Source organism: Sorangium sp. So ce448, from assembly GCF_051520915.1.
GTDB lineage: Bacteria > Myxococcota_A > Polyangia > Polyangiales > Polyangiaceae > Sorangium > Sorangium cellulosum_B.
The window spans coordinates 8,425,860-8,451,923 of sequence record NZ_CP150343.1 but is presented as its reverse complement, the minus strand read 5'-3'; the positions used below and the strand labels follow the sequence as shown (position 1 = coordinate 8,451,923).

Here is a 26,064-nt window from a genome sequence, read left to right as displayed (position 1 = left end):
CACGATCCCCCGCATCGCCCGACCACCACGCAGCGTGGTCCCAGCTCGTGGAGAAGACAGCATTGAGCGAGCAAGCAATCGAGCCGGCCCTCCCCGTCACCGCTTTCGAGAGGCGCTTCAAGCACCCGCCGGGGCTCGTGATCCTCTTCTTCGCGGAGATGTGGGAGCGCTTTTCCTATTACGGCATGCGCGGCCTGCTCAAGCTGTATATGGCGAACTACCTGTTCGTCACCGCGCGAGAGGCCTATCAGGGGTGCCGGCAGCACGCGCAGCCATGCGATCTCGTCGCCGGTGATCCGACCACGGTGTTCGCCTGGCAGTTCATCAAGGGCCTCCTCCCGAGCGCGCCCAACGAGCAGGCGTCCATGCTCTACGGGCTGTACACGGGCCTCGTGTACCTCACGCCGTTCTTCGGCGGCATCCTCGCCGACAAGGTGTGGGGGCAGCGCAAGACGGTGGTGATCGGCGGTGTCTTGATGGCCGCCGGGCACTTCGTGATGGCGCTCGAGAACTCGTTCTTCATCGCGCTGCTCCTGCTCATCCTCGGCAACGGCGCGTTCAAGCCCAACATCTCGACCCAGGTCGGCAGCCTGTACCCGAAGGGTGATCCGCGCCGCGACGGCGCCTTCACCATCTTCTACATGGGCATCAACCTCGGCGCCTTCATCTGCAACTTCGTGTGCGGCACCCTGGCCGCCGTCTACGGGTGGCACTACGGCTTCGCCGCCGCGGGCGTCGGGATGTGCCTTGGGCTCGTCGTCTACCTGGCGGGGCAGAAGTACCTCGCCAAGGACAACCTGATGAAGACGGCGGAGGGCGCCGGCGAGCAGAAGCAGCCGCTCTCCAGCGACGAGTGGAAGCGCGTCGGCGCGCTCGTGGCGCTCTGCGCCCTCAACATCGTCTTCTGGGCGGTCTACGAGCAGCAGGGCAACACGATGCAGACCTGGGCCGACGAGAAGACGGTGTGGCCGAGCGTCCTCGGCTTCCAGATCCCGTCGACGTGGTTCCAGTCGGTGAACCCGCTCTGCATCATCCTGTTCGCCCCCCTGCTCGACGTCTTCTGGCGCTGGCAGGCGAAGCGGGGCTCCGAGCCGACGAGCGTCTCGAAGATGGCGATCGGCTGCACCATCCTCGGGCTGTCGTTCATCGTGATGATCCTCGGCGCGCAGGCCGTCGGCGACGGCAAGGGCAGCCTGTTCTGGCCGGTCTTCTGCACGCTGCTGCTCACGATCGGCGAGCTCTACCTGTCGCCCATCGGCCTGTCGCTCGTGACCAAGGTCTCGCCGGTGCGGATCGTGTCGATGATGATGGGCATGTGGTTCGTCTCGAGCTTCCTCGGCAACACGCTGAGCGGCTACATCGGCATCTTCTACACGCGCTGGTCGAAGGACATGTTCTTCCTGATGCTCACCGTGCTCGGCGTGGGCGCGGGCGCCGCGATGTTCGCGTTCAACAAGCCGCTCCGCCGCGTGCTCGGCCACCACTGAGCCACACCGCGCCCGGCGCGGCCGCGCGCCCTCTCCGCGAGGGCGCGGCGCCGCGTCAGGGCGCTCGCGCGCCGCCGGGGTCGACGATGCGCTCGTCGAGGGTCGCGAGCCGCCCCTCGGGCAGCGCGCTCCCGATGGCGGCGACGGCGCGGCGGACGCTCTCCAGCGTGCTGCACGAGGCGACGTCGACGAAGAGCCGCCCCGACTCGGGCCAGGAGTGCAGGGCGACGTGCGACTCGCCGACGACGGCGCACGCGGTGATGCCTTGCGGAGAGAACGGGACCACCGCCATCTCGAGCAGCGTGAACGGCCCGGCGGCGACCGCCGCCTCCAGCGCGCCGCGCAGCGCGGCCGGGCTGTTCAGGAAGTCGAAGGGGCAGCCCTCGAAGAGTGCGAGCGCGATGAACAGCTGCATCGATCGGGCAGGCGCGCGCGGCTATCCGCGCCGCGCAGGCCGCGTAGCGTAGCCGAGGCCGGGCGCCGCGGCGCCGGAAAGGGAAGGGCCGCGCCTACCAGCGGTGGAAGGCCGGGTGCCCTTCCTTCACCGCCACGAACGTCCCGCGGCACGTCGCCGTGACCCGCCCGCCCGCCTCCAGGGTCGCCTCGACGACGACGCGGTCGCCCTCCGCCTCGGCGACCTGCGCCCGCAGGTGCACCGGGCCGCCGAGCGGCGTCGGCTTCTTCAGCTTCACGTGGAAGTCCGCCGTCACCGTGCACGGCGGCGCGTCGGCCCCCCGCACCTTCATCAGGTGGTGGGCCGCGGTCCAGTTGGAGTGGCAGTCGAGCAGCGCCCCGATGATGCCGCCGTTGAGCATCCCGGGGAACGCCTCGTGGTGCGGCTCCGGCGTGAAGTCGCAGACCACCGCGTCGCCCTCGACGCGGCTCTTCAGCCGGAGCCCCCTGTCGTTCGCCGGCCCGCAGCCGAAGCAGCGGCCCTGCGGCGAGTACCTGTCCTGCAGGCTCGCCGCGTCGCCGCTCACCGGGTGCCCCCGACGAACGCCTCGTCCATCAGCATCTTCTGCTCGAGGAGGTGGCTCGCGCGCGAGCCGGTCGCCGGGCTCGCGCTCGGCGCGCGGCTCACGCACGAGAGCGGCAGCCGGTCGCCGATGCGCTGCCGGAGCACCGCGAGGATGTAGTACCAGGCGCCGTAGTTGCGCGGCTCCTCCTGCACCCACACGAGCGGCGTGCCGTCCTTGTAGGGCGCGAGCGCGTTCACGATCTCGTCGTTCAGCGGGAACAGCTGCTCCAGCCGCAGGATCGCCACGTCCTTGAGCCCGCGCGTCTCCCGCGCCAGCGCGAGGTCGTAGTACACCTTGCCCGAGCAGAGCAGCACCCGCTTCACGTCCGCCGGATCGACCCCGCTCGTGTCGGGCAGCACGCGGTGGAACTGGCCCTCGGAGAGATCCTTGATCGTCGACACGGGCCGGTGCGGGCCCTTCGACGTCGCCGGGACGCGCAGCAGGCTCTTCGGCGTCGCGATGATGAGCGGCTTGCGCCACGGCCTGTGCACCTGCCGCCGCAGCACGTGGAACAGCTGCGCCGGCGTCGTCAGGTTGCACACCTGGATGTTGTCCTCTGCGCTGTTCTGGAGGCAGCGCTCGATGCGCGCGCTCGAGTGCTCCGGCCCCTGGCCCTCGTAGCCGTGCGGCAGGAGGAGCACGATGCCGCTCAGCCGGTGCCACTTGTCCTCGCTCGACGTGAGGAACTGATCGACGATGACCTGCGCGCCGTTCAGGAAGTCGCCGAACTGCGCCTCCCAGATGACGAGCCCGTCCGGGTAGTCGAGGCTGTAGCCGAAGTCGAAGCCGAGCACGCCCGCCTCGCTGAGCGGGCTGTTGAACGCCTCGAAGCGCGCCGGCCCCTCGGCCACGCGCGACAGCGGCGCGTAGCGCGCGCTCGTCTCGACGTCGCGCAGCACCGCGTGCCGGTGGCTGAAGGTGCCGCGCTGCACGTCCTGACCGGAGAGCCGCACCGGCGTCTTCTCGGCGAGCAGCGACGCGTAGGCGAGCATCTCGCCCGTGCCCCAGTCGAACGGCTCGCCGGCGACGAGCTTGTCGTGCCGCTGCTGGAGCGTCGGCAGCACCTTCGGGTGCGCCTTGAAGCCCTCGGGCAGCTCGAGGAGCTTCTCCGACAGCGCGATGAGCCTCTCGGCCGGCACGCTCGTCGGCACCTCCGGCGTCGCGTTGTCGGCGCCGCCGCGGTAGTGCGACCACACGCCGCCCATCGAGTACAGCACCGGCGCGAAGCCCTTCTGCTTCACCTCGTCGAGCGCGGCGGCGAGCGCCTCGCGGCGCCGCACGACGATCTCGTCGGCCTTCTCCTCGGTGACCTGCCCGAGCTCCATGAGGCGCCGGACGTACACCTGCCGGACCGTCGGCTTCTTGTCGATCGCGGCGTACATCCGCGGCTGCGTGTAGCGCGGCTCGTCGCCCTCGTTGTGGCCGTACCGCCGGTAGCAGTACATGTCGATGATCACGTCGGAGCCGAAGCGCGTGCGGTAGTCGATCGCGAGCTGCGCGACGTGCGCGACCGCCTCCGGGTCCTCGCCGTTCACGTGGAAGACCGGGACCTTCAGCATCCGGGTGATGTCGGACGCGTAGCGGGTCGAGCGCCCTTCCATCGGATCGGTCGTGAACCCGACCTGGTTGTTCACGATGACGTGGACCGTGCCGGCCGTCGTGTAGCCCTGCAGGTTCATCATGTTGAGCGTCTCGGCGACGACGCCCTGCCCGATGAACGCCGCGTCGCCGTGGATGAGCAGCGGCATCACGCGGCGGCGCGCGTCGGTCGTGCCGTCGGCGAGCCGGCGGTCCTGCTTCGCGCGGACGCGCCCCTGCACGACGGGGTTCACGAACTCGAGGTGGCTCGGGTTGAACGTGAGCGTGAGGTGGACGTTGCGCCCGTTCTCGAGCGTGCGATCGGTCGAGTAGCCGAGGTGGTACTTGACGTCGCCGCTGCCGAGGTGGCGCTCCGCGTTCTTGTCCTCGAAGGCCGCGAAGATCTCGCGCAGGCTCTTGTCCATGATGTTCGCGAGGACGTTCAGCCGGCCGCGGTGCGCCATGCCGACCACGATCTCGTCGACCTCGTGCGCCCCCGCGCGCTCGATGATGAGGTCGAGCAGCGGGATGAGGCTCTCGGCGCCCTCGAGCGAGAAGCGCTTCGTCCCCGCCTCGTAGGACTTGTGGATGAACTGCTCGAAGATCTCGGCGTCGGAGAGCTTCGTGAGGATCCGGAGCTGCTTCTGGCGGTCGAGCGTGAGCCGGTTGCGCGTCGACTCCATCTGCTGCTGGAGCCACTGGCGCGCCTCGGGCTCCTCGATGAACGTGAACTCGACGCCGATCGAGCGACAGTACGTCTCCTCGAGCCGGCGGATGATCTCGCGCAGCGTGAGGACGGGCGGCACGCCGGCGAGGTCGGTCGTCGGGAAGGGCAGCTCGAGGTCCTCGACCCGGAGCCCGAAGTTCGTGAGGTCGAGCTCGGGCGGCGTGGCGGGCGGCAGGCCGAGCGGGTCGACGTGCGCGAAGAGGTGGCCGCGCACGCGGTAGGCGTTCACGAGGGCGTAGACGCGCGCCTTGATCGCGGCCTCCGCGAGCACCTTGAGATCGCGCGAGGACTCGGGCGAGCTCGGGTGCTCGCTGAGCGTCCGCGCGAACGCGGCCTCCAGCGTCTTCGCGGCCTCGCCGTTCGTGTTCGTCTTGCCGTTCCCGTTCCCGTAGCCGTGCCCGTTCCCGGGCCGCAGGACCTGGTGCGGGAGGGTCGGCGGCGCCGCCGGAGCGGGCAGCCTGCTCGGCGTCGCTCCGCCGTTCTTTCCCTCGAAGAACGAGCGCCAGCCGGGGTCTACCGACTCCGGGTTCTCGAGGTACTGGGCATAGAGCTCCTCGACGAGCCCTGCATTGATTCCGAAATCAAGCTGCATCGTGGTCGGGCTGCAAATAACGCGTGTCGGGCCGGCACGCTAGAGTCGTTTTCCGATGACTCCGCCTCGTGGGCCGGAACATCGTCCGGGCAAGGGGTTCGAGCGCCTGGAGAAACGGTAGGGAGAAGCGGTAGAAGGGGGCCATGGATCAAGATCGCAGAACCCCGGGTCGAGGACCGGCGCCCGCCGTCCTCCCCTTCGATCGCTTCCGGGACCACCTCTTCCACGATCCCAGCCTCGGTCTCTGGCTGGACGTGAGCCGGATCCGCTTCGGGAGCGACTTTTTTACCACGATGGAACCGCGGATTCAGGCGGCGCTCGCGGAGATGGCGGCGCTCGAGGGCGGGAGCATCGCGAATCCCGACGAGGGCCGCCGGGTCGGCCACTACTGGCTGCGCGCGCCGGAGCTCGCGCCCGAGGCGGCGCTGCGCGCGGCGATCGAGGAGACGAACGCGCGCATCCTGAGCTTCGCCGCGGACGTTCACGCGGCGCGGGTCCGGCCGGAGCGGGCGGCCCGGTTCAGCAGGGTGCTCGTCGTCGGGATCGGCGGCTCGGCGCTCGGGCCTCAGTTCGTCGCCTCGGCGCTGGGGACGCCGGCCGATCGGATGCAGATCCATTTCTTCGACAACACGGATCCTGACGGGATCGATCGCACGCTGGACGCCATCGGGGACGATCTCGGCGCGACGCTCGCGGTGATCATCTCGAAGTCGGGCGGGACGAAGGAGACGCGCAACGGGATGCTCGAGCTCGAGGCGGCGTACCGTCGGCTCGGCCTCTCGCTCGGCGCGCATGCGGTCGCGGTGACGGGGGAGGGCAGCGAGCTCGACCGGTATGCGACGAAGCACGGCTTCCTGGCCCGCTTCCCGATGTGGGACTGGGTCGGCGGTCGCACGAGCGAGCTGTCGGCGGTCGGCCTGCTGCCCGCGGCGCTCCAGGGGCTGTCGATCGTCGAGATGCTGCAGGGCGCGCGCGAGACGGACGAGGTCACGCGCTCGAAGGAGGTCCCCCGGAACCCCGCGGCGCTGCTCGCGCTCGCCTGGTACTCGGCGACGGGCGGCGTGGGCCGGAAGGACATGGTGCTCTTGCCGTACAAGGACAGGCTCGAGCTCTTCTCGCGCTACCTCCAGCAGCTCGTGATGGAGTCGCTCGGCAAGCGGCTCGATCGGCAGGGCAAGGAGGTCTTCCAGGGCATCGCCGTGTACGGCAACAAGGGCTCGACGGATCAGCACGCGTACGTGCAGCAGCTCCGTGACGGGCTCGACAACTTCTTCGTCACGTTCATCGAGGTGCTGCGGGATCGCGCGCCGTCGCGCGGCGTGCTCGAGGTCGACCCCGGCGTCACGACCGGCGACTACCTCGACGGCTTCCTCCAGGGGACGCGCAAGGCGCTGACGGAGAGCGGGCGCGAGTCGATCACGCTCACGATCGACACGGTCGACGCGCGCGCCGTCGGCATGCTGATCGCGCTCTACGAGCGCGCGGTGGGCCTGTACGCGTCGCTCGTGGGCATCAACGCGTACCACCAGCCCGGCGTCGAGGCCGGCAAGAAGGCGGCGCAGGAGGTGCTCGACCTGCAGGCCAAGGTGCTCGCGGCGCTCGGCGCGAGCGCGGGCCGCGCGCAGTCGCTCGCCGAGGTCGCGAAGGCGGCGGGCGCGGACGACGTGGAGACGGTCTTCTGGATCCTGCGCCACCTGGCGGCGAACCCGGAGCGCGGCGTCGCGCGGGAGGTTCCGCAGGGCGGCTCGCCGTTCGACGCGACCTACCGCCTGGCGCGCTGAGCGTCGCGGAGCAGGCGGCGGGCATGTCGCGACATGGGCGGGGGCGTCGCGGAGCAGGCGGCGGGCATGTCGCGACATGGGCGGGGGCGTCGCGGAGCAAGCGGCGGGCACGTCGCGACATGGGCCGGGACCTCGCAGAGGGGTAGAGGTCGCGCTTGCCCCCTCTGCGTGGTTGAGATGATCGCAGCCAGCTCCTGGGCTGTAGGCCTTGGCCGGAAGTCGACCGTAGTCTGCCTGCCGTCCGCGAGCTCGTCGGCCTCATCAACTGCCACCGCTGGCTGCGCCAGGCCTCGGCGGCGGCGAGCGGGCCCAGTCGGCAGTGACAACGAGGGCGGCGACCGGCCACAGAGCCCAATCGCGCACGGACTCGGCGGTCGAGGCGGTGGGGTGTTCCCCGAAGAAGACCTCAGCGCATCACCGAGGACATGCGGGCTTTGGAGCGATTTCCGGGGATGCGGCCATGACATCGACGCACGTCAGCAGAGTATCTTGCATGGAGGCATCGGTAGGTCCGTGGTAGGGTCGCGAATGGCATCCCGGAAAGGTGGCGGCGGCACAAAATTTGCTGGTGGGCTCGGCCCCGTCTATCAGCAGCTCCTCCTTTTCCCTGAGCGCGCAGAATATCTAACTCAGGCACAGTACCGGGACTATCGCACTCGTCTCGATCACTGGCGAGAGCTGTCGAGAGAGTTTCGAAGCGCCTTCCAGGCCGTATACGAGCGCAAGAGCGGGTCGGTCTTACTTGTCCACGGTCCCCAGGGCACCGGCAAGACGTTGTTTACCCGTGAGCTCGAGGATGGTTTCAACGCAGCATCCACGAAGCTGACGAGCTCTGATCCGCACAACCTCTGGCATTTGCTCTCGGGCGGTGATCCGATCGATTTTTCGAAGGTCCGCGAGGTGACGGCGCGTACCGTCGTCCGGCGCATCTCAGCAGAGAGCGATTGGCTGAAGAAAGAAACTGCATTTGCGTCGTCGGACGTGCATGCCATGCGCGTGTTCATCATCGACGATGCTCATAAAGATGTCTTCATCCGCGAGCTCGCAGAGCTCACTCAGGGGGAGTACCTGCGGCTCAAAGCGGAAGGAAAATCAGATGTCGCGCTGGAGTCGGTCGCGCAACGGATCGTTGAGAATGTACGAGGCCGATTCGCGCGCTCTCTCTTCGTGCTGCTCTCGAACAATCGATCCTTTCTCGAACAGATCCATGGCCACCTGGAGCAGTCTCATGCAGGTCTCGCCAGGGTCATCGACCTGCCCCTTCCAGATGCGCCGCTCAAGGAAGAGATCGTGCGTACTAACACCAATAGCCTCAATCCGAGGAGCTACTGGTATTGCCTTGATCAAGGCGGTCCGGACGAAAAGGTGGACGCGTACAAGATCCTCACCGGCCCTGGAGGGTTCATCGATTCTTTTCAGGCGATCGATCGGGCGCTCAGCGCCGGCGCAGCGCGTCGGTCGGGGCGACCTGCCAACAAGAACCTGCTGACGCTGGTGACTTTGGGGGCAGAGCCGCTGGTGGTGGACAGCTTCATTGCGGACAATGAATTTACGGCGAGCGAGAGTTTGCGTTGCAGGCATGTGGGTTCGTGGCTGTTTCGAGAATCGTGGGCATCCGTCTTGGGCGATGATCGCAACGATGGCTATGCACGCAAGGCCAGCCTCGTCGAGTCGGAATTTGCGCTCCGATGGGTGGCGCTCGACGCGCGAGCCACATGGTGTCTTTGTAATGACTCACTCTCTCCGTCACTGGAGGACTTCATCCAGCTCGCGCCGAGAATCGGGGATCCCAGGGATGCGAAGCGAGCCGCGGAGGCAGCGGCCAGCAAACTCGATGACAATCTCGACGCGCTAGCCAACATCGACGAGATCGACAGGTTCATCGCCGCGTTCAAGGACGCCGGTCAAGGGAGGAGTCGAAGCTATGAGAGCGCCATCGCGAAGAGGTTCAAGAGCATCGCATTCGGTCAAGGACTCGCTGCGTACGGTAGTGTAAAGCCGGATCTTACCGTTGGTGACTACAAGGCATGCGCGGTGACCAGGTCTAAGTCTGGCAATCTGAAAGCAATCGAGGAAGCGATCCGCCGGACCTGTCATGTGATCGAGTTCACGGCGCACCTTCAGGCGGATATGCGAGGTCTACGGGATTATTTGCGGGGCAAAGTGGAGACGTACGCATCGCTCCTTGAGGCGCTCTGAGCTGACCACGACGCCGAACGAGAGCGCCCGTTTCGCTAGCTCACGCGAGCGGGATCCTCAGAAGCTCATGCGCAGGGTCGCGCCCGTCGGGCCGACGGTGAGCTCGGGGGCCTGGACCGACACCTTGCTCGGGATGTCGTCGCGCACCCAGACCCGCTGGTTGCCGACGAGGCCCGCGACGAGCAGCGCGAAGCCGGTCACCTGCGTGGCCCCGTCGAAGAGGAGGAGGGCGGCGGCGAGCCGGCCGTCGTCGCGGTCGACGTCGACGTCCTCGCCCGTGCCGAGCGTGATGAACGGGCCGCCCACGGGCACGAGCATCGGCGAGTAGCTGACGGCGTCGCTGCCTCCCTCGCTGAGGATGCTCCCCGCCGTCAGCGCCGAGAGCGCCCACGCGCTGGCGAGGACGATCGACCCCGCGACCACCAGCCGGCGGTTCATCTGCGTCTCGACGCGATAGCCCGCCGGCCGGATCCCGCCTTCCGTGAAGGTCAACGTTCGCGGCATGCCGAGGATGACGGACGGCGCATACGGCACGTAGCCGGGCGGCACGTGGTCAGGTGGCGGTGGGTATCCAGGCGGCAGCGCGTAGCCGGGCGGCGCATGGCCGGGCGGCCCATGGCCGGGCGGCGCATAGCCGGGCGGCGCATAGCCGGGCGGCACGCCGGCAGGGGACGGCGCGTAGCCAGACGGCGCCGTGCTCTGCGCGGACGGGGGGGCGTCGCTCTCCGCCGTGGCCGGCGTTGCGAGCGCGAGCGCGCCAAGCAGCGCGGCCATCGAGAGGACGGTGCGGATCGCGGTCACGTGCGTCTCCCTTCGGGGTGAGGGCTGTCGGCGCAGGGGCACCAGCTCAGAATCTCCATCGGAGGCTGGCGGAGGACCCGCCGATCGAGACCTCGGGCCAGCGGAACGCAGCGTGCCCAGGGTCGCGTGAGCTCACCGTGAACTGGCGCTCGAGGTAGACGTCCTCGTTCGCGAGACCGGCGGCGTACAGGATGAGCCCGCCCACCTGGGTCACGGCGTCCATCGTGAGCCAGAAGATGCCGGCGCCCTCCGCTTCCAGGGTCCCGATCGCGATCATCGGGCCGGCGAACGGGATGAGCAGCGGCCCGAACTCATCGAAATCGTCGTCGTCGAACGACGCGATGCCTGCGACCGTGAACGTGAGCGCGTACGGGATGCCGAACGTGAGCAGCCCCGCCGTGGCGAGCTTGCGGTCCGCCCTGGTCCGGAGCGCGTAGCCGCGCGGGATCGGGTCCCCCTCTTCGTACTCGATGGTCCGTGGGTTGGCCCACGGCGGGAGCGGCGGCGCCGGCAGATAGTAACCCTGCGGGATGGGCACCAGCGCGCCGCCCGCCGGAGCGATCGGGGCGGGTGCCGGAGCGACAGGGGCGAGCGCCGGAGCGACAGGGGCGGGTGCCGGAGCGACAGGGGCGGGCACTGGAGCGATCGGGGCGGGTGCCGGAGCGACAGGGGCGGGCGCCGGAGCGATCGGGGCACCCACTCCCGCGGGCGCCGTGCCTGGCGCGGCGGGCCTCGCCGCGTCGCCGCGCGCCGGCTTCGGCGGCGCGGCCTGCGCCTGCGCGGCCGCCGGCGCGGTGAGCTCCAGCAGCGCCGCGAGCACCGCGGCGGCCTGCACGCCGCGAACGCGCGGCGCTGCGTCGCGGCGCAGCGGTACGATACTCCCTTTCGTTTGCCCGATCGGCATGCTGGCTCCCGTCGCGCTCGCGCGACGACTCCGAGGAACTGCGGGTGGCTTCGGTGCAGCGAGGCCAGGATACGCAGACTGTTCACGAACTCAATCCGCCCGCACAGTGCGGGCGGGCGCCGCGCTGCTAGCCCCGACGCTGGCGAGCCGGTCGCCCGCTCCGGCCGCACGATGGGCCACCTCTCGGCCATGTGCTGCACGCCCGAGGAGGCGCTCGTCGTCGCGAAGCCCGCGATGCCCCGCCCCTCGGGGCATGCTGGGCTGCCGCTCCCCGGGCGCCGTGCCCTCGCGCCCTCGCTCACCAGCGCGATACCCGCCCTCGCCGAGCGTTGTCTGCGCGCCCGCGCGGCGCCGTCCCCCCGCCGCCACGAGTCATGAGCCGCCGGCGACGCGCGGTCGAGCCGTGCACCTGGGACAACCCTGACGGGTAAGGACTGTAAAGAGTGGCCCCCTGGGACAACCACGATGCGTAAGGGGCATGGTGAATGGACGCTTGGGATAACCCTGACAGGCAAAGACCGTATGTCTCTCACCTGCTCTGGCTCAGCTCGCCACCGCCCCATCGGGCGCTACGCTGTTGTCTGATCAAGGGTGATGTCGCGGCCGCCCCCATGGCGAGCTCGGCAGAACCATGGCCTTCCATGACATGGCGGCGACGACCGCCCGCGGAGGAGCGAAACGATGACAAGGACCTTATTCGTGGTGTTGGCGTGCGCGGCTGCCGCGCTGAGCAGCGCGTCGTGCGGAGGGACGGACAAGGGCAATCGGGCCACGGGCGGCGGCGATTCGGGCAGCGGCGCTACCGGCGGCGGCGATACGGGCAGCGGCACCACCGGCAGCGGCGATGCGAGCGGCGGCGATACGGGCGGAGGCGCCACGCCAGGGACCGGCCCGCAGCCAGGGGCCGGCGAGCAGTTCTCCGTCGACGCGCAGGGCGGGACCTTCACCGCGGACGACGGCTTCACCATCGAGGTGCCGCCAGGCGCGGTGAGCGAAAACACGGTGATCACCATCGAGCGCGTCAAGGAGGCCCCCGAGGGCGCGGTGGGGCCCATGTACGTCCTCGGCCCGGAGGGCCTGACGTTCGAGAGGCCGATCACGCTCACGCTGCCGATCACGGTCGAGCTCAGGGCGGAGCTGGGCGAAAGCACGGTCCTCGGCGCCTATGGCTTCACCGCGCAGGAGGGCTCGGACGATTTCGCGCCGCTCGCACGGCACGACGTCTCGAGGGACAGCGTCGTCACGGAGACCGACCGCCTCTCGAGGATCTATCCAGGCATGATCCTGGCGACCCCGATGGCGAGCCTGCACCGCTATCCGAGCGCGCTGGCCGCCGACGAGTCCTTCCTCTACTTCGCGAGCGGCGGCACCGAGGACGTCGCGACCGGGGACAACAACGACGGATTCATCTACCGCGTGAGGCTGGGCACCGCCGAGGCAGAGGCGATGATCCCCGCCGATCCCGATCCCAAGGCGCTGTGGGTCAACGACTCGCACGTGTACTGGGCGAGCGGCGGTGATGATGACCCGGTGATCCCCTCGGCGCTCCGGCGCGTCGACAAGGCGACCCTGGAGGTGGAGACGCTGGCCCAGATCGGCTATGTCGTGAGCGTCATCGGCGACGCGTCGGCCATCTACTTCGGCGACGGCGATGGAGAGAACATCTACACGATGCAGCTCGACGGCGGCGAGCCGGTCGTCCTCGCGTCCGGCGCCGGGAGGCCCGCGTACCTCGCGCAGGACGCGCAGAACCTCTACTGGACCGGCGGCGCGGCGACCAACAAGGTCTACAAGGTGGCGAAGGCGGGCGGGGAGGTCACCGTCATCGCCGACAACGAGGTCGAGCCGGCCGGGATCGCGGTGGACGCGGCGTTCGTCTACTGGGCCAACGCCGGCGACGGCGGCGTGTTCAAGGCGCCCATCACCGGAGGACAGAAGACCTTGATCTTCAGGGGGGGCTCGATGGCGGGGCTGGCCCTCCGGGGCTCGACGCTGTTCTCGACGGACACACGGGGGAACCGCAGCGTCAACGCGCACGATCTCGAGAGCAGCAGGACCGTCCTGCTGGCGTTCGAACAGCCCGTCCCCTGGCGCGTCATCGCCCCCGAAGGGCAGGGCGTGTTCTGGTCCAACGCCGGCGACTACCGCTACCAGGGGCAAGTCGCGTCCTACAACGCTCCTTGATCCTCCGTGGCCCGGCTGTGACCGCGAGGGCGCGCCCGCCTGGCTCGCCCTCGTGGTCGCCGTGGGTCAGGGGCCGAACGCCGCGACGAAGACGTCCTCGTCCCCTGTCAGCGGGCCGGAGCCGAGGTCGAGGGTGCCCGTGAACCAGTGCCCTCGAACGAGCCGAGGACGACCACGTTGTCCTCGCCGTCGACCGACAGGCCATAGACGTCTTGATAGGCCGGATCGCCGAAATGGCGAACCCAAGCGGGGTCCCCTGCCGGGTCCGTCCTCATGAGGTAGATGTCGCTCAGCCCGGCGCTGGGGATCGGCCCCGAGCCGACATCCAGCGAGTCGACATAGCCTCCGCCCCCGTCGCTCACCAGCCGGGATCGAGCGCCGCGGGCACGAACTGACCGACCTCATCAAGGCTCCAGCCGCCGTGGCGGAAACAGGCGGCCGAGCCGTCGGTGCGCACGCCGCAAAGGACGCTGTTCCCGCCTTCGATGAACGTGAAGCGACCGGCGTCGATCGGCATGTCGGCGCCATCATAGCGCCTGCACGTGAGGGCCCCCTCGGCGTCGATCGCGCACACCGCTCCGTCAGTGGCGGTGATGGAACGGTACGGTCCGCCCGAAAACTCGGGATACTCCGGCCCGGCGCAGTCAATGATGCCGGTGTGGCCGCAAGCGAAGTTCGGCTCGAAGCACTGGATGCCGCCGGCCTTCGTGAGCGCGCAGAAGACGCGGTTGCTGAACGCCACCTGGGTGAACTCACCGGGGGGCGTCTCCGTGCGGTGGGACTGCCACAGGCTGCCGTCGGAGCGCACGCCGACGGCGAGCCCCTCGAAGACGCAGAACGCTTGCGTGAACGAGCCCTCCATCCTTCTCACCGCATCCTCGTCCGGGTCGTGAGGGCGGTTGGTCGACGTGCGATCGAGCACCACCGCGAACGACCCGTCCACGAACAGCGGGCACACGCCCTTGTAGTCCCACATGTTCGTCGCTCGAAAGGTGGAGGCAGGTGGCAGCCCGTCTGGCAGGACCGTGCCCGCCGCGAGCAGCCGACCGTCCTCGGTGAGCCCGATCAGCCCCTGTCGCGCGAGCTGGACACGCCGGTAGCGCTCGGCGGGCAGCGCGCCGCCCGGATCGTCGCCCCAGCAACGATAGCTGCCGTCGGTCTTCGTCACACAGGTGCTGCCGACCTCGTCGTCGACCGCGACGTTTCGCGCGCACACGAAATCCGAGACGCTCCAGGCGCCGTCGCTCGTGCACGTCTCGCGCAGGCCGCTCGCGTTGCAGCGCGCCTCCCCGGCCGCGCAGGCCTCCGCGCTCCCCGGATCGCCGCCCTGCGCCGTGCCGGCGCTCCCGCCCGCGCCGCCGGCCATCTCTGCGCCGCTCTCCTGCGCCGTCCATATCCCGCTGCAGCCCATGGCGAGCATCGTGGCGCCCGCTGCCACGAGCCGCGCCGCCCTCCGTTCAAGCGCCATGACACAAAGGATACCCAGGTGCTCCGTGTTCCCCATGCACAACCGATCGTCGAGCGTTGGCCGCGATTCAAGGAGTGAGCATCTTCGCGTCCGCCGCCTGCGCAAGTGGCCAGACCGCGGGCCACGCTCCGTCGCTTCGCGCTCGATATTTGTGCGCCAGGTGGACGCCACGACGGCCGCGTCGCGAGCTCCGGGGGGCGGCTTCAGCTCGTGGGCCTTCATCAGCTCGCGGGTCGAGGTGGAGGCGCGAACCTCCATCGGCCCGGCGATGGAGGAGGCTGCCGCCTCCATTGCCGGGTCGAGCGGCGCTCTGCCCCACGATCTGCCTCGCGATCCTGCGCTGCGAGCTCATCGAGGGCACAGGAGCGCTCGGGGGATCGTCGCAGGCACGCTCCGTGCTCTCCGGCTGGGGGCGGGGGCGGGGGCGGGGGCGGGCGTGGGCGCGGCCTGAGAGGCCGGCATACCAAGGGGAGTCACACCATGAAGATTGCTGCATATCATCTCGGTCTCGGTCTCATCACCTTCTCGATGGTCACGGGCTGCGTGGCGGCCGATGACGGCAGCTTCGATGAGGAAGACACGGCGGAGAGCGCCGAGGCGCTCGGGGGAAACCCCGATCCCTGCGCGATGGGGACCGACCCGAACTTCACCACCCCGCAGCTCACCACGGTCGGAGCAACCGAGACCTACGTCCGCGCCTACCAGTGGATCGACGGCATCTGTCCGGACATCGGGCAGGATCGAGCGACGACGATCGTGGATTTCCCCGTGCCCGGCTATTACCAGCACCAGACCCCGGAGACCTACCGCTTCGACGTGCAGCCTACCTTCTGGGGCTCCTCGTCCACCTCGTGGAGCGACGCGTCGCAGGCGATGAGCGACTGCGCGAACACCAAGATGGCCACGCGCGTCCAGCGCTGGGACGCGGCCACGAGCCAGTTCGTGCAGCTCACGTACAAGGAGCAGGCGGGCACGTGGCTCTGGGACAACCCGCTGGCCGGCCGCGGGCACTGCTCGACGCCGGCGTTCGTCTACTTCCACGAGAACTACGGGACCGCGCAGCAGGTCGCCACGAGCAAGTACCGCGTCCGCACCTGGGCCACGCAGCCCGACGGCTCCCACGCGACCGTCTGGATCACGGGGGCGCACACGGGCCTGTAGCCCCCTGCCCATCGCTCCATCCGGGCGGGCTGGCGCGAGCAGCGATCAGCTGTTCGCGCGAAGCACCTTGAATTCCCTCGGATCCTCATCGCAGCTGGAGGGCCGGCGACGGAGCGAATGCTACTCTGGCGGTCGAGGAGCGCCCATGCCCGATCCGTACGACCTGAAGCGATTCGTGGACGCGCAGGCTCCGGTCTATGCCCGCGTCCTGGCCGAGCTGCGCCGAGGAGAGAAGACCAGCCACTGGATGTGGTTCATCTTTCCGCAGCTGAAGGGCCTGGGCCACAGCGCCATGGCGCAGAGGTACGGCATCGCTTCGAAGGCCGAAGCCGAAGCGTATCTGCAGCACCCGACGCTCGGTCCGAGGCTGCTGGAGTGCACTCGCCTCGTGAACCAGATCGAGGGGCGCTCGCTGGTCGACATCTTCGATAGCCCCGATGACATGAAGTTTTGCTCGTCGATGACCCTGTTCTCCCGCGCGGCCCCCGGCGAGGGGGCGTTCCTCGCGGCGCTCGACAAGCACTGCGACGGCGAGCCCGATCCGCGGACCCTCGCGCTGCTCGAGTAGCGCCGGCCGTCGCCGGACGCGCCGCTGGATCGCCCCCGTGGGTGGATCGTCGATGCGCTCGTTCGCGTCGCACGCGCCCTTCTTGCCTGTAACATTCCGATGTCACGGTTGCTGTTGGCTCGCGCGGGGACCAGCACGACCGACGTTGCGGACGCCACGTCCCTGGCGCCAGGTCAAGATTTCGCCCTGGGCGGCCGCCTGGAACCGAGGCAACGCAATTTCCTACTTGATCCGCCGTCGTGGACGGACGAGTGAGCCGGCGCTCGCTCCGGCCGGGGGCGGGCGAGAGGACCATCACCCGTGGATGCATTGTCGTACCAGTCGCTCTTAACGGGCGCCGTCGCGCTCTTGGTCGCACGCACCTTCTACGTGCGTGTCAAGAAGGCCCCTGAAGGCAATGAGACGATGGCGCGCATCGCGCGCTACGTCCGCGAGGGGGCGATGGCCTTCCTCGCGCGCGAGTACAAGGTGCTCGCCGTCTACGCCGCCGCCGTCTTTGCGCTCCTGGCCGCGACGCTCGGGCTCCTGTCCGCGGGCGCCTTCGCCGCCGGCGCGTTCCTGTCGCTCATCGCCGGCTTCTTCGGCATGAAGGCCGCGACGTACGCCAACGTTCGCACGGCCGAGGCCGCGCGCGCGCACGGCAAGCCCACCGCGCTCGTCACCGCGCTCGACGGCGGCGCCGTCATGGGCCTCTGCGTCGCGGGGCTCGGCCTCATCGGCCTGGGCGGCATCTACGCCCTGTTCCGCAGCCACGAGCACCTCGCGACGATCGTCCACTCGTTCGCCGTCGGCGCGAGCTCGATCGCGCTCTTCGCCCGCATCGGCGGCGGCATCTACACGAAGGCCGCGGACGTCGGCGCCGACATCGTCGGCAAGGTCGAGGCGAACATCCCCGAGGACGACCCGCGCAACCCGGGCGTCATCGCAGACAACGTCGGCGACAACGTCGGCGACATCGCGGGCATGGGCGCCGACATCTACGAGAGCTACGTGGCCGCGGTCGTCGCCGCGATCGCGCTCGGCCTCACGCTGCCGATCGCCAAGCTGCAGCAGCTCGCGCCGTCGGTGAGCGAGCAGGAGCTCCGCGCGATGGCCGTGTCGCTGCCGCTGCTCCTCGCGACGATCGGCCTCGCGGTCTCGGTCGTCGGCATCTTCATCACGCGCGCGCTCAAGAACCTGCCGCCGGCCCGGGTGCTGCGCCTCGCGCTCATCGTCCCGCCGTTCCTCGTCGTGCTCGCGGCGGCCGGCATCCTCCCGGGGCTCGGCTTCAGCTCCGGCACCGTCATCACCCTCGCGGCCGGCGCCGCGGGCGGCGCCATCGTCGGCCTCGTGACCGACTACTACACGTCGATGGGCCCCATCCACAAGGTGGCCCAGAGCTCGCTCACCGGCCCCGGCACCAACGTCATCCGCGGCATCGCGGTCGGCCTCGAGAGCGTCGCCATCCCCCTCATGACCCTCGTCGCCGTGGGCTGGATCTCGAACCACTACCTCGGCCTCTATGGCATCGCGCTCGCCGCGGTCGGCATGCTCGCCGGCACCGCGATCGTCATGACCGTCGACGCGTACGGCCCGATCGCCGACAACGGCGGCGGCATCTCCGAGATGGCCGGCCTCGGCAAGGAGGTCCGCGCGATCACCGACGAGCTCGACGCGGTCGGCAACACCACCGCGGCCGTCGGCAAGGGCTTCGCGATCGGCTCGGCGGTGCTCACCGTCGTCGCGCTGTTCGCCGCCTTCAACATGGAGGTCGACGCGGTCCGCCGCGCGAAGGGCCTCCCGGAGCTCGTGCTGTACCTGACCGACGCGAAGGTCCTCATGGGGCTGCTCTTCGGCGCGCTCCTCCCGTGCCTCGTCGGCGCGCTCACGATGACCGCCGTCGGCCGCGCGGCCGGCGCGATCGTCGAGGAGATCCGCCGTCAGTTCCGCGAGATCCCCGGCCTGCTCGAGGGCAAGCCGGGCGTCGAGCCGCAGCCGAAGGTCATCGTCGACATCGCCACGGCGGCCGCCATCCGAGAGATGATCGCGCCCGGCGCCATCGCGGTGCTCGCGCCGGTCGTCGTCGGCTTCGTGGCAGGCCCCGAGGTCCTCGCGGGCACGCTGGCCGGCGCGCTCGTCGTCGGCGCGGTGCTCTCGCTGATGATGGCGAACGGCGGCGGCGCCTGGGACAACGCCAAGAAGCACATCGAGAAGGGCGGCCTCGACGGCCACGCGAAGGGCTCCGACGCCCACAAGGCCGCCGTCGTCGGCGACACCGTCGGCGATCCCTTCAAGGACACGTCGGGCCCCGGCATCTCGATCCTCATCAAGGTGATGGGCGTCGTGTCGCTCCTCATCGCCCCGCTCATCGCCTGAGCGGACGCGCCGTCGCGGCGAGCAACACGGAGAACGCGGCCCTCACCGGCCGCGTTCTCGCTTTTGTGGGTCCACGCACGGCGCTCGTCCTGCCGCAGCCATCGGATTTCCTCTGCTGACAGCGGAGCTTTCGTGCTGTAAATGGCCTGTCTTCGGCGGGGGAGAAGGATGGCCGGGTGAGGATCAGCCGCCGCTCGCAGGTGCCGCCGTTCGCGGTCATGGAGGTGCTCGCCGCCGCCAACGCGCGGCGCGCGGCGGGGGAGCCGGTCATCAGCCTGTGCGCGGGCCAGCCGGGCTCAGGGGCGCCCGCCGTTGTGCGCGCGCGGGCGGCCGCGCTCCTCGCGGAGGGCGACCTCGGGTACACCGAGGCGCTCGGCATCCCGGCGCTGCGCCGCGCGCTCGCGGAGCACTACGGCCGCTGGTACGGCGTGGACCTCGACCCGTCGCGCGTCGCGCTCACCACGGGGTCGTCGGGCGGGTTCCTGCTCGCGTTCCTCGCGGCGTTCGAGGCGGGTGACCGCGTGGCGCTCGCTCGCCCGGGCTACCCGGCGTACCGGAACATCCTTCGCTCCCTCGGGGTCGAGGTGGTCGAGCTGCCGTGCGGCCCGGAGAGCCGCTTCCAGCTGACAACGGCGCAGCTCATGGCCGCGCGCGACGGTGGAAAGCTCGACGGCGTGATCCTGGCGAGCCCGGCGAACCCGACGGGCACGATGGTCGACGCCGCGGAGCTCGACGCGATGGCGCGCTGGTGCGCGGAGCACGGCGTCCGGCTGGTGAGCGACGAGATCTATCACGGCCTCACGTACGGCCCGTGGGCCGGGCGCCAGGCGACGGCGGCGCGCCACGTCGACGCGGGCGCCGTCGTCGTGTCGAGCTTCTCGAAGTACTGGGCCATGACGGGCTGGCGCCTGGGGTGGCTCGTGCTCCCGCCGGAGCTCGTCCCGACGGTCGACGCGCTGGCGGGGAACCTCGCGCTGTGCCCGCCCGCCCTGGCGCAACACGCGGCGCTCGCGGCCCTGACCCCGGAGGCGTACGCCGAGGCGGACCGGCTGGTGGAGGGCTACGCGGCCGCGCGCGATCTGCTGCTGCGGCGGCTGCCCGAGCTCGGCTGGAAGGTCGCCCCGCCCGACGGCGCCTTCTATCTGTATGCCGACGTCGGCACGGACGACTCGGTCGCGTGGTGTGAGCGGCTGCTCGCCGACACGGGCGTGGCGCTCACGCCGGGCACGGACTTCGACGGCGAAGGCGGCGCGCGGTACGTCCGGCTGTCCTTCGCGGCCCCGGTCGATCAGGTCGACGAGGCGGTCACGCGGATCGTCGCCTGGCAGCGCCAGCGCGCGCGGTGACCGGCGGGTGGTCGCTGGAGGCGCCCGGGGAGCTCACGAGGCGGCGCGCGTCTCCTTCGGGTTCCGCGGGCCCTCTGGCATGAGCACGGCGAGCGCCGTGTCGATGAACGCGCGCAGCTTCGCCTGCGCCTGCGCGCGGGCGGGGAAGTAGAGGAAGAAGCCGGGCCCCGTCGGCGCATGGCGCTCGAGCGCCGTCGCGAGCGCCCCGCTCGCCAGATCCTCGGCGACGGCCAGATCGAACATGTACGCGAGCCCGAGCCCATCGCGCGCGAGGGACACCGCCAGATCGGCGTCGTTCACCGTGAGCGTGCCGGGGGCGTGCACGGTGATCTCGCGGTGATCGCGCACGAACTCCCAGCGATAGAGCGCGGCGCTCTGGAATCGGTACCGGATGCACGTGTGGGCGAGCAGATCTTCGGGCTCCTCCGGGCGGCCGTGGGCGGCGAAGTACGCCGGCGCGCCGACCACGAGCCAGCGGAGATCCGGCGTGAGGCGCACGGCGGTCATGTCCTGGGCGAGGTCCTCGCCGAGCCGCACACCGGCGTCGAAGCCGGTCCCGGCGAGATCGACCAGGGTGTCGTCCACCGAGATCTCGACGGCCACGTCGGGGTAAGCGCGGCGGAAGCGTGGGAGCACCGGCTCGATCACGAAGGGCACGGCGGTCCGGGCGACGGTGAGGCGGAGCAGCCCCGCCGGCTGGCCGCGGAGCTCGTCGAGCGCCTCGAGCGCGGCGCTGATCTCACCGGCCGCGGGCGCGAGGCGCTCGTGCAGCCGCTCGCCGGCCTCGGTGAGCCCCACGCGGCGCGTCGTGCGCGAGAGGAGCGGGAGGCCGACGCGGCGCTCGAGGGCGCGGATCGCCTGGCTCACGGCGCCCGTGGTCACGCCGAGCTCCGCGGCGGCGGCGCGGAAGCTCCGGTGCCTCGCCACGGTGAGGAAGACGGTCAGACCCTCGAAGCGGTCCGTCGCGCGGTTCATGGCGCGATTGTATAGCAGCGCTTATCGGCTCGTTTCGCGCCGTGGGTCTACCGGTCGCGGCGGGGAGGGCGCATCTAACCAGCGCGCGGCGGGGCATGCCGCCCTGCGCGCAGGGAGAGGACGGAGGAGACAGCATGGCCATCACCCTGGTGAACCCCGGCGGGTTGCCGAAGATCGAGGCGTACCGACAGGTGTCGATCGCCACCGGGTCGAAGCTCGTGTTCATCGCAGGCCAGGTCGCCTGGGATGCCGATGGGAGGACGATCGGCAAGGGCGACTTCGCCGCTCAGGTCGAGCAGTGTTACCTCAACGTGGCCACCGCCCTGGCCGGGGTCGGCGGCTCCTTCAACGACGTTGCGAAGCTGACCATCTACGCTGTCGACTGGACTCCCGACAAGATGCCCCTGCTGCTGGAGGGGATCGGTCGGGCGGCCGCGAAGCTGGGAGTCACCCCGGTCCCGCCGGGCACGCTGCTGGGCATCAGCGCGCTCTCCGACCCCGATCACCTGGTCGAGGTCGAGGCCACCGCGGTCATCGACTGAGCGCGGCAGCGTGGCCCTCGAGCTTCGCGCCGCTCCCGCCGTTGCCGGCGAGCTGGGTCTGGTACAACGCGTGATAGGCGCCGCCCGCGGCGAGGAGCTCCGCGTGCGTGCCGCGCTCGACGATGCGGCCCGCGTTCATCACGAGGAGCATGTCGGCGTCGCGGATCGTCGAGAGGCGATGCGCAATGACGAAGCTCGTGCGCTGGGCGCGCAAGGCGGCCATCGCGCGCTGGACGAGCACCTCGGTCCGGGTGTCGACCGAGGAGGTCGCCTCGTCGAGGATCAGGATCGCCGGGTTCGCGAGGAACGCGCGGGCGATCGTGATGAGCTGCTTCTCTCCGGCGCTCAGGTTGCCCGAGTCCTCGTTGATCACCGTGTCGTAACCGGCGGGCAGCGCGCGCACGAAGCGGTCGACGTGCGCCGCGCGCGCGGCCTCCTGGATATCGGCCTCGGTCGCGGCCGCGTTGCCGAACGCGATGTTGTCGCGGATCGTGCCGGAGAACAGCCATGTATCCTGCAGCACGATACCGAGCTTCGCGCGCAGCTCGTGGCGAGGCAAACGCGCGATATCGACGCCGTCGATCAGGATCCGACCGCCGTCGAGCTCGTAAAATCGCATCAGGAGGTTCACGAGCGTTGTCTTGCCGGCGCCTGTCGGGCCGACGATCGCGACCGTCTGGCCTGGCCGGATCGTGAGGTCGAGGTCCTCGATGAGTGGCTCGTCGGGCTTGTAGCGGAACGTGACGTGCTCGAACCGGACCTCGCCGCTCACCTTCGGCAGGGCCGCGGGCGGGGTGGCGTCGGGTGACTGGCCTTGTTCGTCGAGCAGCTCGAACACCCGCTCTGCGGAGGCAACACCCGATTGCAGGACGTTCGTGACGGAGGCGAGCTGGCCGAGCTGCTGAGAGAACTGGCGCGAGTACTGGATGAACGCTTGTACGCTGCCGAGCAGCATCGCGCCCGACGCGACGCGCAGGCCGCCGAGTACGGCGATCGCGACGTAGGTCAGGTTCCCGACGAAATTGACCGCCGGCATGATGGTGCTGGACATGAACTGCGCGCGGAAGCTGGTCTCGAACAGCTCCTGGTTCGTGGACTGGAAGCGCGCCTCGACGTCGCGGCGCCGCCCGAGCACGTTGACGAGCGCGTGCCCGGTGAACGCCTCCTCGATCTGGCCGTTGAGCACGCCGACCTGCGCCCACTGCGCGACGAATTTCGCCTGCGCGCGCTTCGCGACCGCCGCGGTCGTGAGCACCGAGAGCGGCACGGTGAAGAGCGTGATCACCGCGAGCACCGGCGAGATCACGACGAGCATGACGACGATGCCGAGGAGCGTCAGCGCGCCGTTCATGATCTGCGTCAGCGTCTGCTGCAGGCCCTGCCCGACGTTGTCGATGTCGTTCGTGACGCGGCTCAAGAGCTCGCCGTGCGGGCGGCCGTCGAAGTAGGCGAGCGGCAAGCGGGCGAGCTTGTCCTGCGCCTCGGCGCGGAGCTGTCGCACGGTGCTCTGCACGACGTCGTTGAGCAGGTAGCCCTGCAGCCAGGCGAACAGCGACGCGCCGGCGTAGAGCGCCATCACGAGCAGGAGCAGCTCGGCGAGCTCGCGGAGCTGGATGCCGCGGCCGGGAACGACGTCCATGTGGCCCACGAGCTCGGCGAGCCGCGCCTGGCCGGAGCGCTGGAGCTCCGCGACGGCCTCGGCCTTCGTGGAGGCCGCCGGGAGGCGAGCGCCCATCACGCCGGAGAAGATGATGTCCGTCGCGCGGCCGAGCAGCTTCGGACCGGCCAGGCCGAGCCCCACGCTGAGCAGCGAGCAAGCGAGCACGACCGCGAGGCGCGCGCGCTCGGGGGCGAGGCGGCCGAGGAGGCGCCGCGCGGAGGGGGCGAACTGCTTCGCCTTCTGCGGCGGCGCGGCGCCCATGCCGAAGGGGCCGCGCGGCGCGATCGGGGAGCGCGCCCCCGCGGGGGCGGCGGGCGGGGGACCAGCGTGACGCCCGCTCATGCGGCCACCGCCGCGTCGCGCTGCGAGGCCACGATCTCGGCGTACGTCGGGCACGACGCGAGCAGCTCGCCATGCTTGCCCTGGCCGACGATCTCGCCGTTGTCGAGCACGAGGATCTGGTCCGCGTCGACGATGCTCGACACGCGCTGCGCGACGACGATCACCGTGGCGGCGCGCGTGCGCTCGGCGAGCGCGGCCCGGAGCCGGGCCTCGGTCGCGACGTCGAGCGCGGAGAAGGCGTCGTCGAACAGGAACACGCGCGGCCGGCGCAGCAGGGCGCGGGCGATCGACAGCCGCTGGCGCTGGCCGCCGGAGACGTTCGTGCCGCCCTGCCCGATCGGCGTGTCGAGCTTCCGCGGCATCGCCTCGACGAAGTCGCGCGCTTGCGCGGCGGCGAGCGCCGCCCAGAGCTGCTCGTCGGTCGCCGCGGGGTCGCCGTAGCGCAGGTTTGACGCCACCGTGCCGGAGAACAGGAAGGCTCGCTGCTGGACGAGCCCGATGCACGACCACACCGCGTCGAGGGCGAGCATGCGCGCGTCGACGCCGTCGAGCCGGACCTCGCCCTTCGTCGGATCGATGAGCCGCGCGATCAGGTCGAGCAGCGTTGTCTTGCCCGAGCCGGTGCTGCCGATGATCGCGGTGACCTGCCCGGGGCGCGCCACGAACGAGATGCCGCGCAGGACGGGCAGCTCGGCGCCCGGGTAGCGGTATTCGACGTCTCGCAGCTCGACGAGGCCGGCCGGCTCGACGAGCGTCACGGGCTGGTCGGGGGCGCGCACGGACGGCTCGGTGTCCAGCACCTCGACGATGCGCTCCGAGCACGCGGCCGCGCGCGGCAGCATGACGGCCACGAACGTCACCATCATCACGGCCATCAGGATCTGCACCAGGTAGGCGAGGAACGCCGTCATCGAGCCGATCGCGAGCGTGCCGTCCGCGATCCGGTGCGCGCCGAACCACAGGACGGCGACGCTCGAAGCGTTGAAGACGAACATCACGGTCGGGAACATCAGCGCCTGCAGGCGCCCGATGCGCAGCGCGGTCTCGGTGAGATCGCCGTTCGCGTGCTCGAAGCGCGCCGCCTCGGCGCGCTCGCGCACGAAGGCGCGGATCACGCGCACGCCGGTGATCTGCTCGCGCAGCACGCGGTTCACCGTGTCGATGAGGGGCTGCATCCGCCGGAACTGCGGCACCATCCGCGACATGATCGCGACGACGGCGCCCGCGAGCAGCGGCACCGCGATCGCGAGCAGCCAGGCGAGCGACCCGTCCTCGCGCAGCGCCATCACGATGCCGCCGACGCACATGATCGGCGAGAGGACGAGCATCGTACAGCCCATCATCACCACCGTCTGCACCTGCTGGACGTCGTTGGTCGTGCGCGTGATGAGCGACGGCGCTCCGAACCGCGACAGCTCGCGCGCGGAGAACTCGCCGACGCGGTGGAACACCGCCGCGCGCAGGTCGCGACCGAAGCTCATCGCGACGCGCGCGCCGGCGTAGTTCGCGGCGACCGAACACACGATCTGGACGCCGGTGATCGCGAGCATGATGGCGCCGAGCTCCAGGATCCGCGGCGTGTCACCGAGCGCGATGCCCTGATCGATGATGTCGGCGTTCAGGCTCGGCAGGTACAGCGAAGCGAGCGTCGCCACGAGCTGGAGCGCGACGACGAGCGCGAGCAAGCGCGCCTGTGGGCGCAGGAAACGGCCCAATAGCTGCCTCAGCAAGGCTCCTCCTCTTCGGAGCGGCGGATACCATCGAGCAGGACCGCCACGACCTCCGCGGCGGTCAGGGGCATGCCGTCGGTGATCCGCGGGTGGGTGCCCGCGAACGTCATCATGCGCAGCAGCCGCGCTCCATACGCCGGATCGCAGCGCAGCTCGTCGCGCGACGCCTCGAACAGGCGCTCGAGCTGCGCGTGAACCTGCTCATCCTGGCGCGGCGTCTGAGCGCACCCGGACTCGGGGCGCATGGGGGGCGGCATCGTCATGCCGAGCATCGAGATGAGCTGCCAGATGCCCTCGACGCGGCGCTGCAGGATCTCGACCGCGTGGATCAAGCGATCGCGCAGCGGCGCCGCGAGATCGATGCGCTCCAGCTCTCGCAGCGTCGGCGTCGGATCGAACAGGGTCGCGATCGCGGCCTGGATCAGCGACTCCTTGTCGGGGAACACGCGGAACAACGTCCCTTCCGCGGTACCGGCGGCCATCGCGATCTGCGCCGTCGTCACGTTGCGGCCGTACAAACGCAGCAGCGGGATCGTCGCCGCGATGATGCTCGCGCGACGCTCCTCCGGACGCAGGGGAGGAGCTCGCCGGCTAGGTGGTGCCATGCGTCCCGTGTACCGGAGTGAGCGCTCACTCGTCAAGAGT

Annotated in this window: 20 protein-coding genes; 9 read left to right on the top strand and 11 right to left on the bottom strand. The window is 70.1% G+C overall.

Going from position 1 to position 26,064, the window contains the following annotated elements; all coding sequences use genetic code 11:
- Nucleotides 1-62: 62 nt before the first annotated feature.
- On the top strand, nt 63-1,487 hold the full coding sequence (locus WMF45_RS31825) for a peptide MFS transporter (protein ID WP_437708802.1): 1,425 nt from the start codon (nt 63-65) through the stop codon (nt 1,485-1,487).
- A 55-nt stretch (nt 1,488-1,542) separates the two neighbouring features.
- Here WMF45_RS31825 and WMF45_RS31820 read toward each other — a convergent pair whose 3' ends face one another.
- The 3 genes from WMF45_RS31820 to WMF45_RS31810 all read right to left on the bottom strand — a co-directional run bounded on the left by WMF45_RS31820 (nt 1,543) and on the right by WMF45_RS31810 (nt 5,403).
- Nucleotides 1,543-1,902, bottom strand: coding sequence for an S-adenosylmethionine decarboxylase family protein (locus WMF45_RS31820; protein ID WP_437708801.1), 360 nt, complete (start codon nt 1,900-1,902; stop codon nt 1,543-1,545).
- A gap of 94 nt (nt 1,903-1,996) precedes the next feature.
- Nucleotides 1,997-2,467, bottom strand: coding sequence for a PaaI family thioesterase (locus WMF45_RS31815; RefSeq protein WP_437708800.1), 471 nt, complete (start codon nt 2,465-2,467; stop codon nt 1,997-1,999).
- Complete coding sequence (locus WMF45_RS31810) at nt 2,464-5,403, bottom strand: 2-oxoglutarate dehydrogenase E1 component (protein ID WP_437708799.1); 2,940 nt, start codon at nt 5,401-5,403, stop codon at nt 2,464-2,466. Before WMF45_RS31810 ends, WMF45_RS31815 begins: the two co-directional genes overlap by 4 nt.
- A 143-nt stretch (nt 5,404-5,546) precedes the next feature.
- Here WMF45_RS31810 and WMF45_RS31805 point away from each other — a divergent pair, with 143 nt between their 5' ends.
- Nucleotides 5,547-7,184 carry a glucose-6-phosphate isomerase gene (locus WMF45_RS31805; RefSeq protein WP_437708798.1) on the top strand — a complete coding sequence of 546 codons (1,638 nt, stop codon included), beginning with the start codon at nt 5,547-5,549 and terminating at the stop codon, nt 7,182-7,184.
- 528 nt (nt 7,185-7,712) lie between these two features.
- On the top strand, nt 7,713-9,383 hold the full coding sequence (locus WMF45_RS31800; protein WP_437708797.1) for a hypothetical protein: 1,671 nt from the start codon (nt 7,713-7,715) through the stop codon (nt 9,381-9,383).
- 57 nt (nt 9,384-9,440) lie between these two features.
- Here the strand turns inward: WMF45_RS31800 and WMF45_RS31795 are convergent, their stop codons facing one another.
- On the bottom strand, nt 9,441-10,184 hold the full coding sequence (locus WMF45_RS31795; RefSeq protein WP_437708796.1) for a hypothetical protein: 744 nt from the start codon (nt 10,182-10,184) through the stop codon (nt 9,441-9,443).
- Between the two features lie 46 nt (nt 10,185-10,230).
- Nucleotides 10,231-11,088 (bottom strand): hypothetical protein, encoded by an 858-nt coding sequence (locus WMF45_RS31790; protein ID WP_437708795.1) that lies wholly within the window; start codon nt 11,086-11,088, stop codon nt 10,231-10,233.
- Nucleotides 11,089-11,769: 681 nt separating this feature from the next.
- Between WMF45_RS31790 and WMF45_RS31785 the strand changes: the two genes are divergently transcribed.
- On the top strand, nt 11,770-13,272 hold the full coding sequence (locus tag WMF45_RS31785) for a DUF5050 domain-containing protein (RefSeq protein ID WP_437708794.1): 1,503 nt from the start codon (nt 11,770-11,772) through the stop codon (nt 13,270-13,272).
- A gap of 107 nt (nt 13,273-13,379) precedes the next feature.
- On the opposite strand, the gene WMF45_RS31780 is transcribed toward WMF45_RS31785, so the two are convergent.
- Both WMF45_RS31780 and WMF45_RS31775 read right to left on the bottom strand, forming a co-directional pair.
- Nucleotides 13,380-13,634, bottom strand: a complete 255-nt coding sequence (locus WMF45_RS31780; RefSeq protein WP_437708793.1) for a hypothetical protein — start codon at nt 13,632-13,634, stop codon at nt 13,380-13,382.
- Nucleotides 13,631-14,740 carry a hypothetical protein gene (locus WMF45_RS31775; RefSeq protein WP_437708792.1) on the bottom strand — a complete coding sequence of 370 codons (1,110 nt, stop codon included), beginning with the start codon at nt 14,738-14,740 and terminating at the stop codon, nt 13,631-13,633. Before WMF45_RS31775 ends, WMF45_RS31780 begins: the two co-directional genes overlap by 4 nt.
- Nucleotides 14,741-15,220: 480 nt before the next feature.
- Between WMF45_RS31775 and WMF45_RS31770 the strand changes: the two genes are divergently transcribed.
- The 4 genes from WMF45_RS31770 to WMF45_RS31755 all read left to right on the top strand — a co-directional run bounded on the left by WMF45_RS31770 (nt 15,221) and on the right by WMF45_RS31755 (nt 20,170).
- Entirely contained in the window at nt 15,221-15,901 is a 681-nt protein-coding gene (locus WMF45_RS31770) for a hypothetical protein (protein ID WP_437708791.1), read from the top strand.
- 145 nt (nt 15,902-16,046) lie between these two features.
- Nucleotides 16,047-16,469 (top strand): DUF1810 domain-containing protein, encoded by a 423-nt coding sequence (locus WMF45_RS31765; RefSeq protein ID WP_437708790.1) that lies wholly within the window; start codon nt 16,047-16,049, stop codon nt 16,467-16,469.
- 300 nt (nt 16,470-16,769) lie between these two features.
- Entirely contained in the window at nt 16,770-18,824 is a 2,055-nt protein-coding gene (locus WMF45_RS31760; protein ID WP_437708789.1) for a sodium-translocating pyrophosphatase, read from the top strand.
- A 176-nt stretch (nt 18,825-19,000) separates the two neighbouring features.
- Entirely contained in the window at nt 19,001-20,170 is a 1,170-nt protein-coding gene (locus tag WMF45_RS31755; protein ID WP_437708788.1) for a pyridoxal phosphate-dependent aminotransferase, read from the top strand.
- Between the two features lie 33 nt (nt 20,171-20,203).
- Here WMF45_RS31755 and WMF45_RS31750 read toward each other — a convergent pair whose 3' ends face one another.
- Nucleotides 20,204-21,145 carry a LysR family transcriptional regulator gene (locus tag WMF45_RS31750; RefSeq protein WP_437708787.1) on the bottom strand — a complete coding sequence of 314 codons (942 nt, stop codon included), beginning with the start codon at nt 21,143-21,145 and terminating at the stop codon, nt 20,204-20,206.
- 134 nt (nt 21,146-21,279) lie between these two features.
- Here WMF45_RS31750 and WMF45_RS31745 point away from each other — a divergent pair, with 134 nt between their 5' ends.
- Entirely contained in the window at nt 21,280-21,687 is a 408-nt protein-coding gene (locus WMF45_RS31745; RefSeq protein WP_437708786.1) for a RidA family protein, read from the top strand.
- On the opposite strand, the gene WMF45_RS31740 is transcribed toward WMF45_RS31745, so the two are convergent.
- From WMF45_RS31740 to WMF45_RS31730, 3 genes are read right to left on the bottom strand one after another with little or no spacing between them, the layout of a single operon-like run.
- Nucleotides 21,677-23,689 carry an ABC transporter ATP-binding protein gene (locus WMF45_RS31740; RefSeq protein WP_437708785.1) on the bottom strand — a complete coding sequence of 671 codons (2,013 nt, stop codon included), beginning with the start codon at nt 23,687-23,689 and terminating at the stop codon, nt 21,677-21,679. The two genes, WMF45_RS31745 and WMF45_RS31740, sit on opposite strands and share 11 nt — an antisense overlap.
- The gene (locus WMF45_RS31735) at nt 23,686-25,419 is read right to left on the bottom strand and encodes an ABC transporter ATP-binding protein (RefSeq protein WP_437708784.1); all 1,734 of its coding nucleotides are present in this window, start codon (nt 25,417-25,419) and stop codon (nt 23,686-23,688) included. Before WMF45_RS31735 ends, WMF45_RS31740 begins: the two co-directional genes overlap by 4 nt.
- Nucleotides 25,413-26,024: a TetR/AcrR family transcriptional regulator gene (locus WMF45_RS31730; protein ID WP_437708783.1), complete on the bottom strand. Its 612-nt coding sequence runs from the start codon at nt 26,022-26,024 to the stop codon at nt 25,413-25,415. Before WMF45_RS31730 ends, WMF45_RS31735 begins: the two co-directional genes overlap by 7 nt.
- Nucleotides 26,025-26,064: the final 40 nt, after the last annotated feature.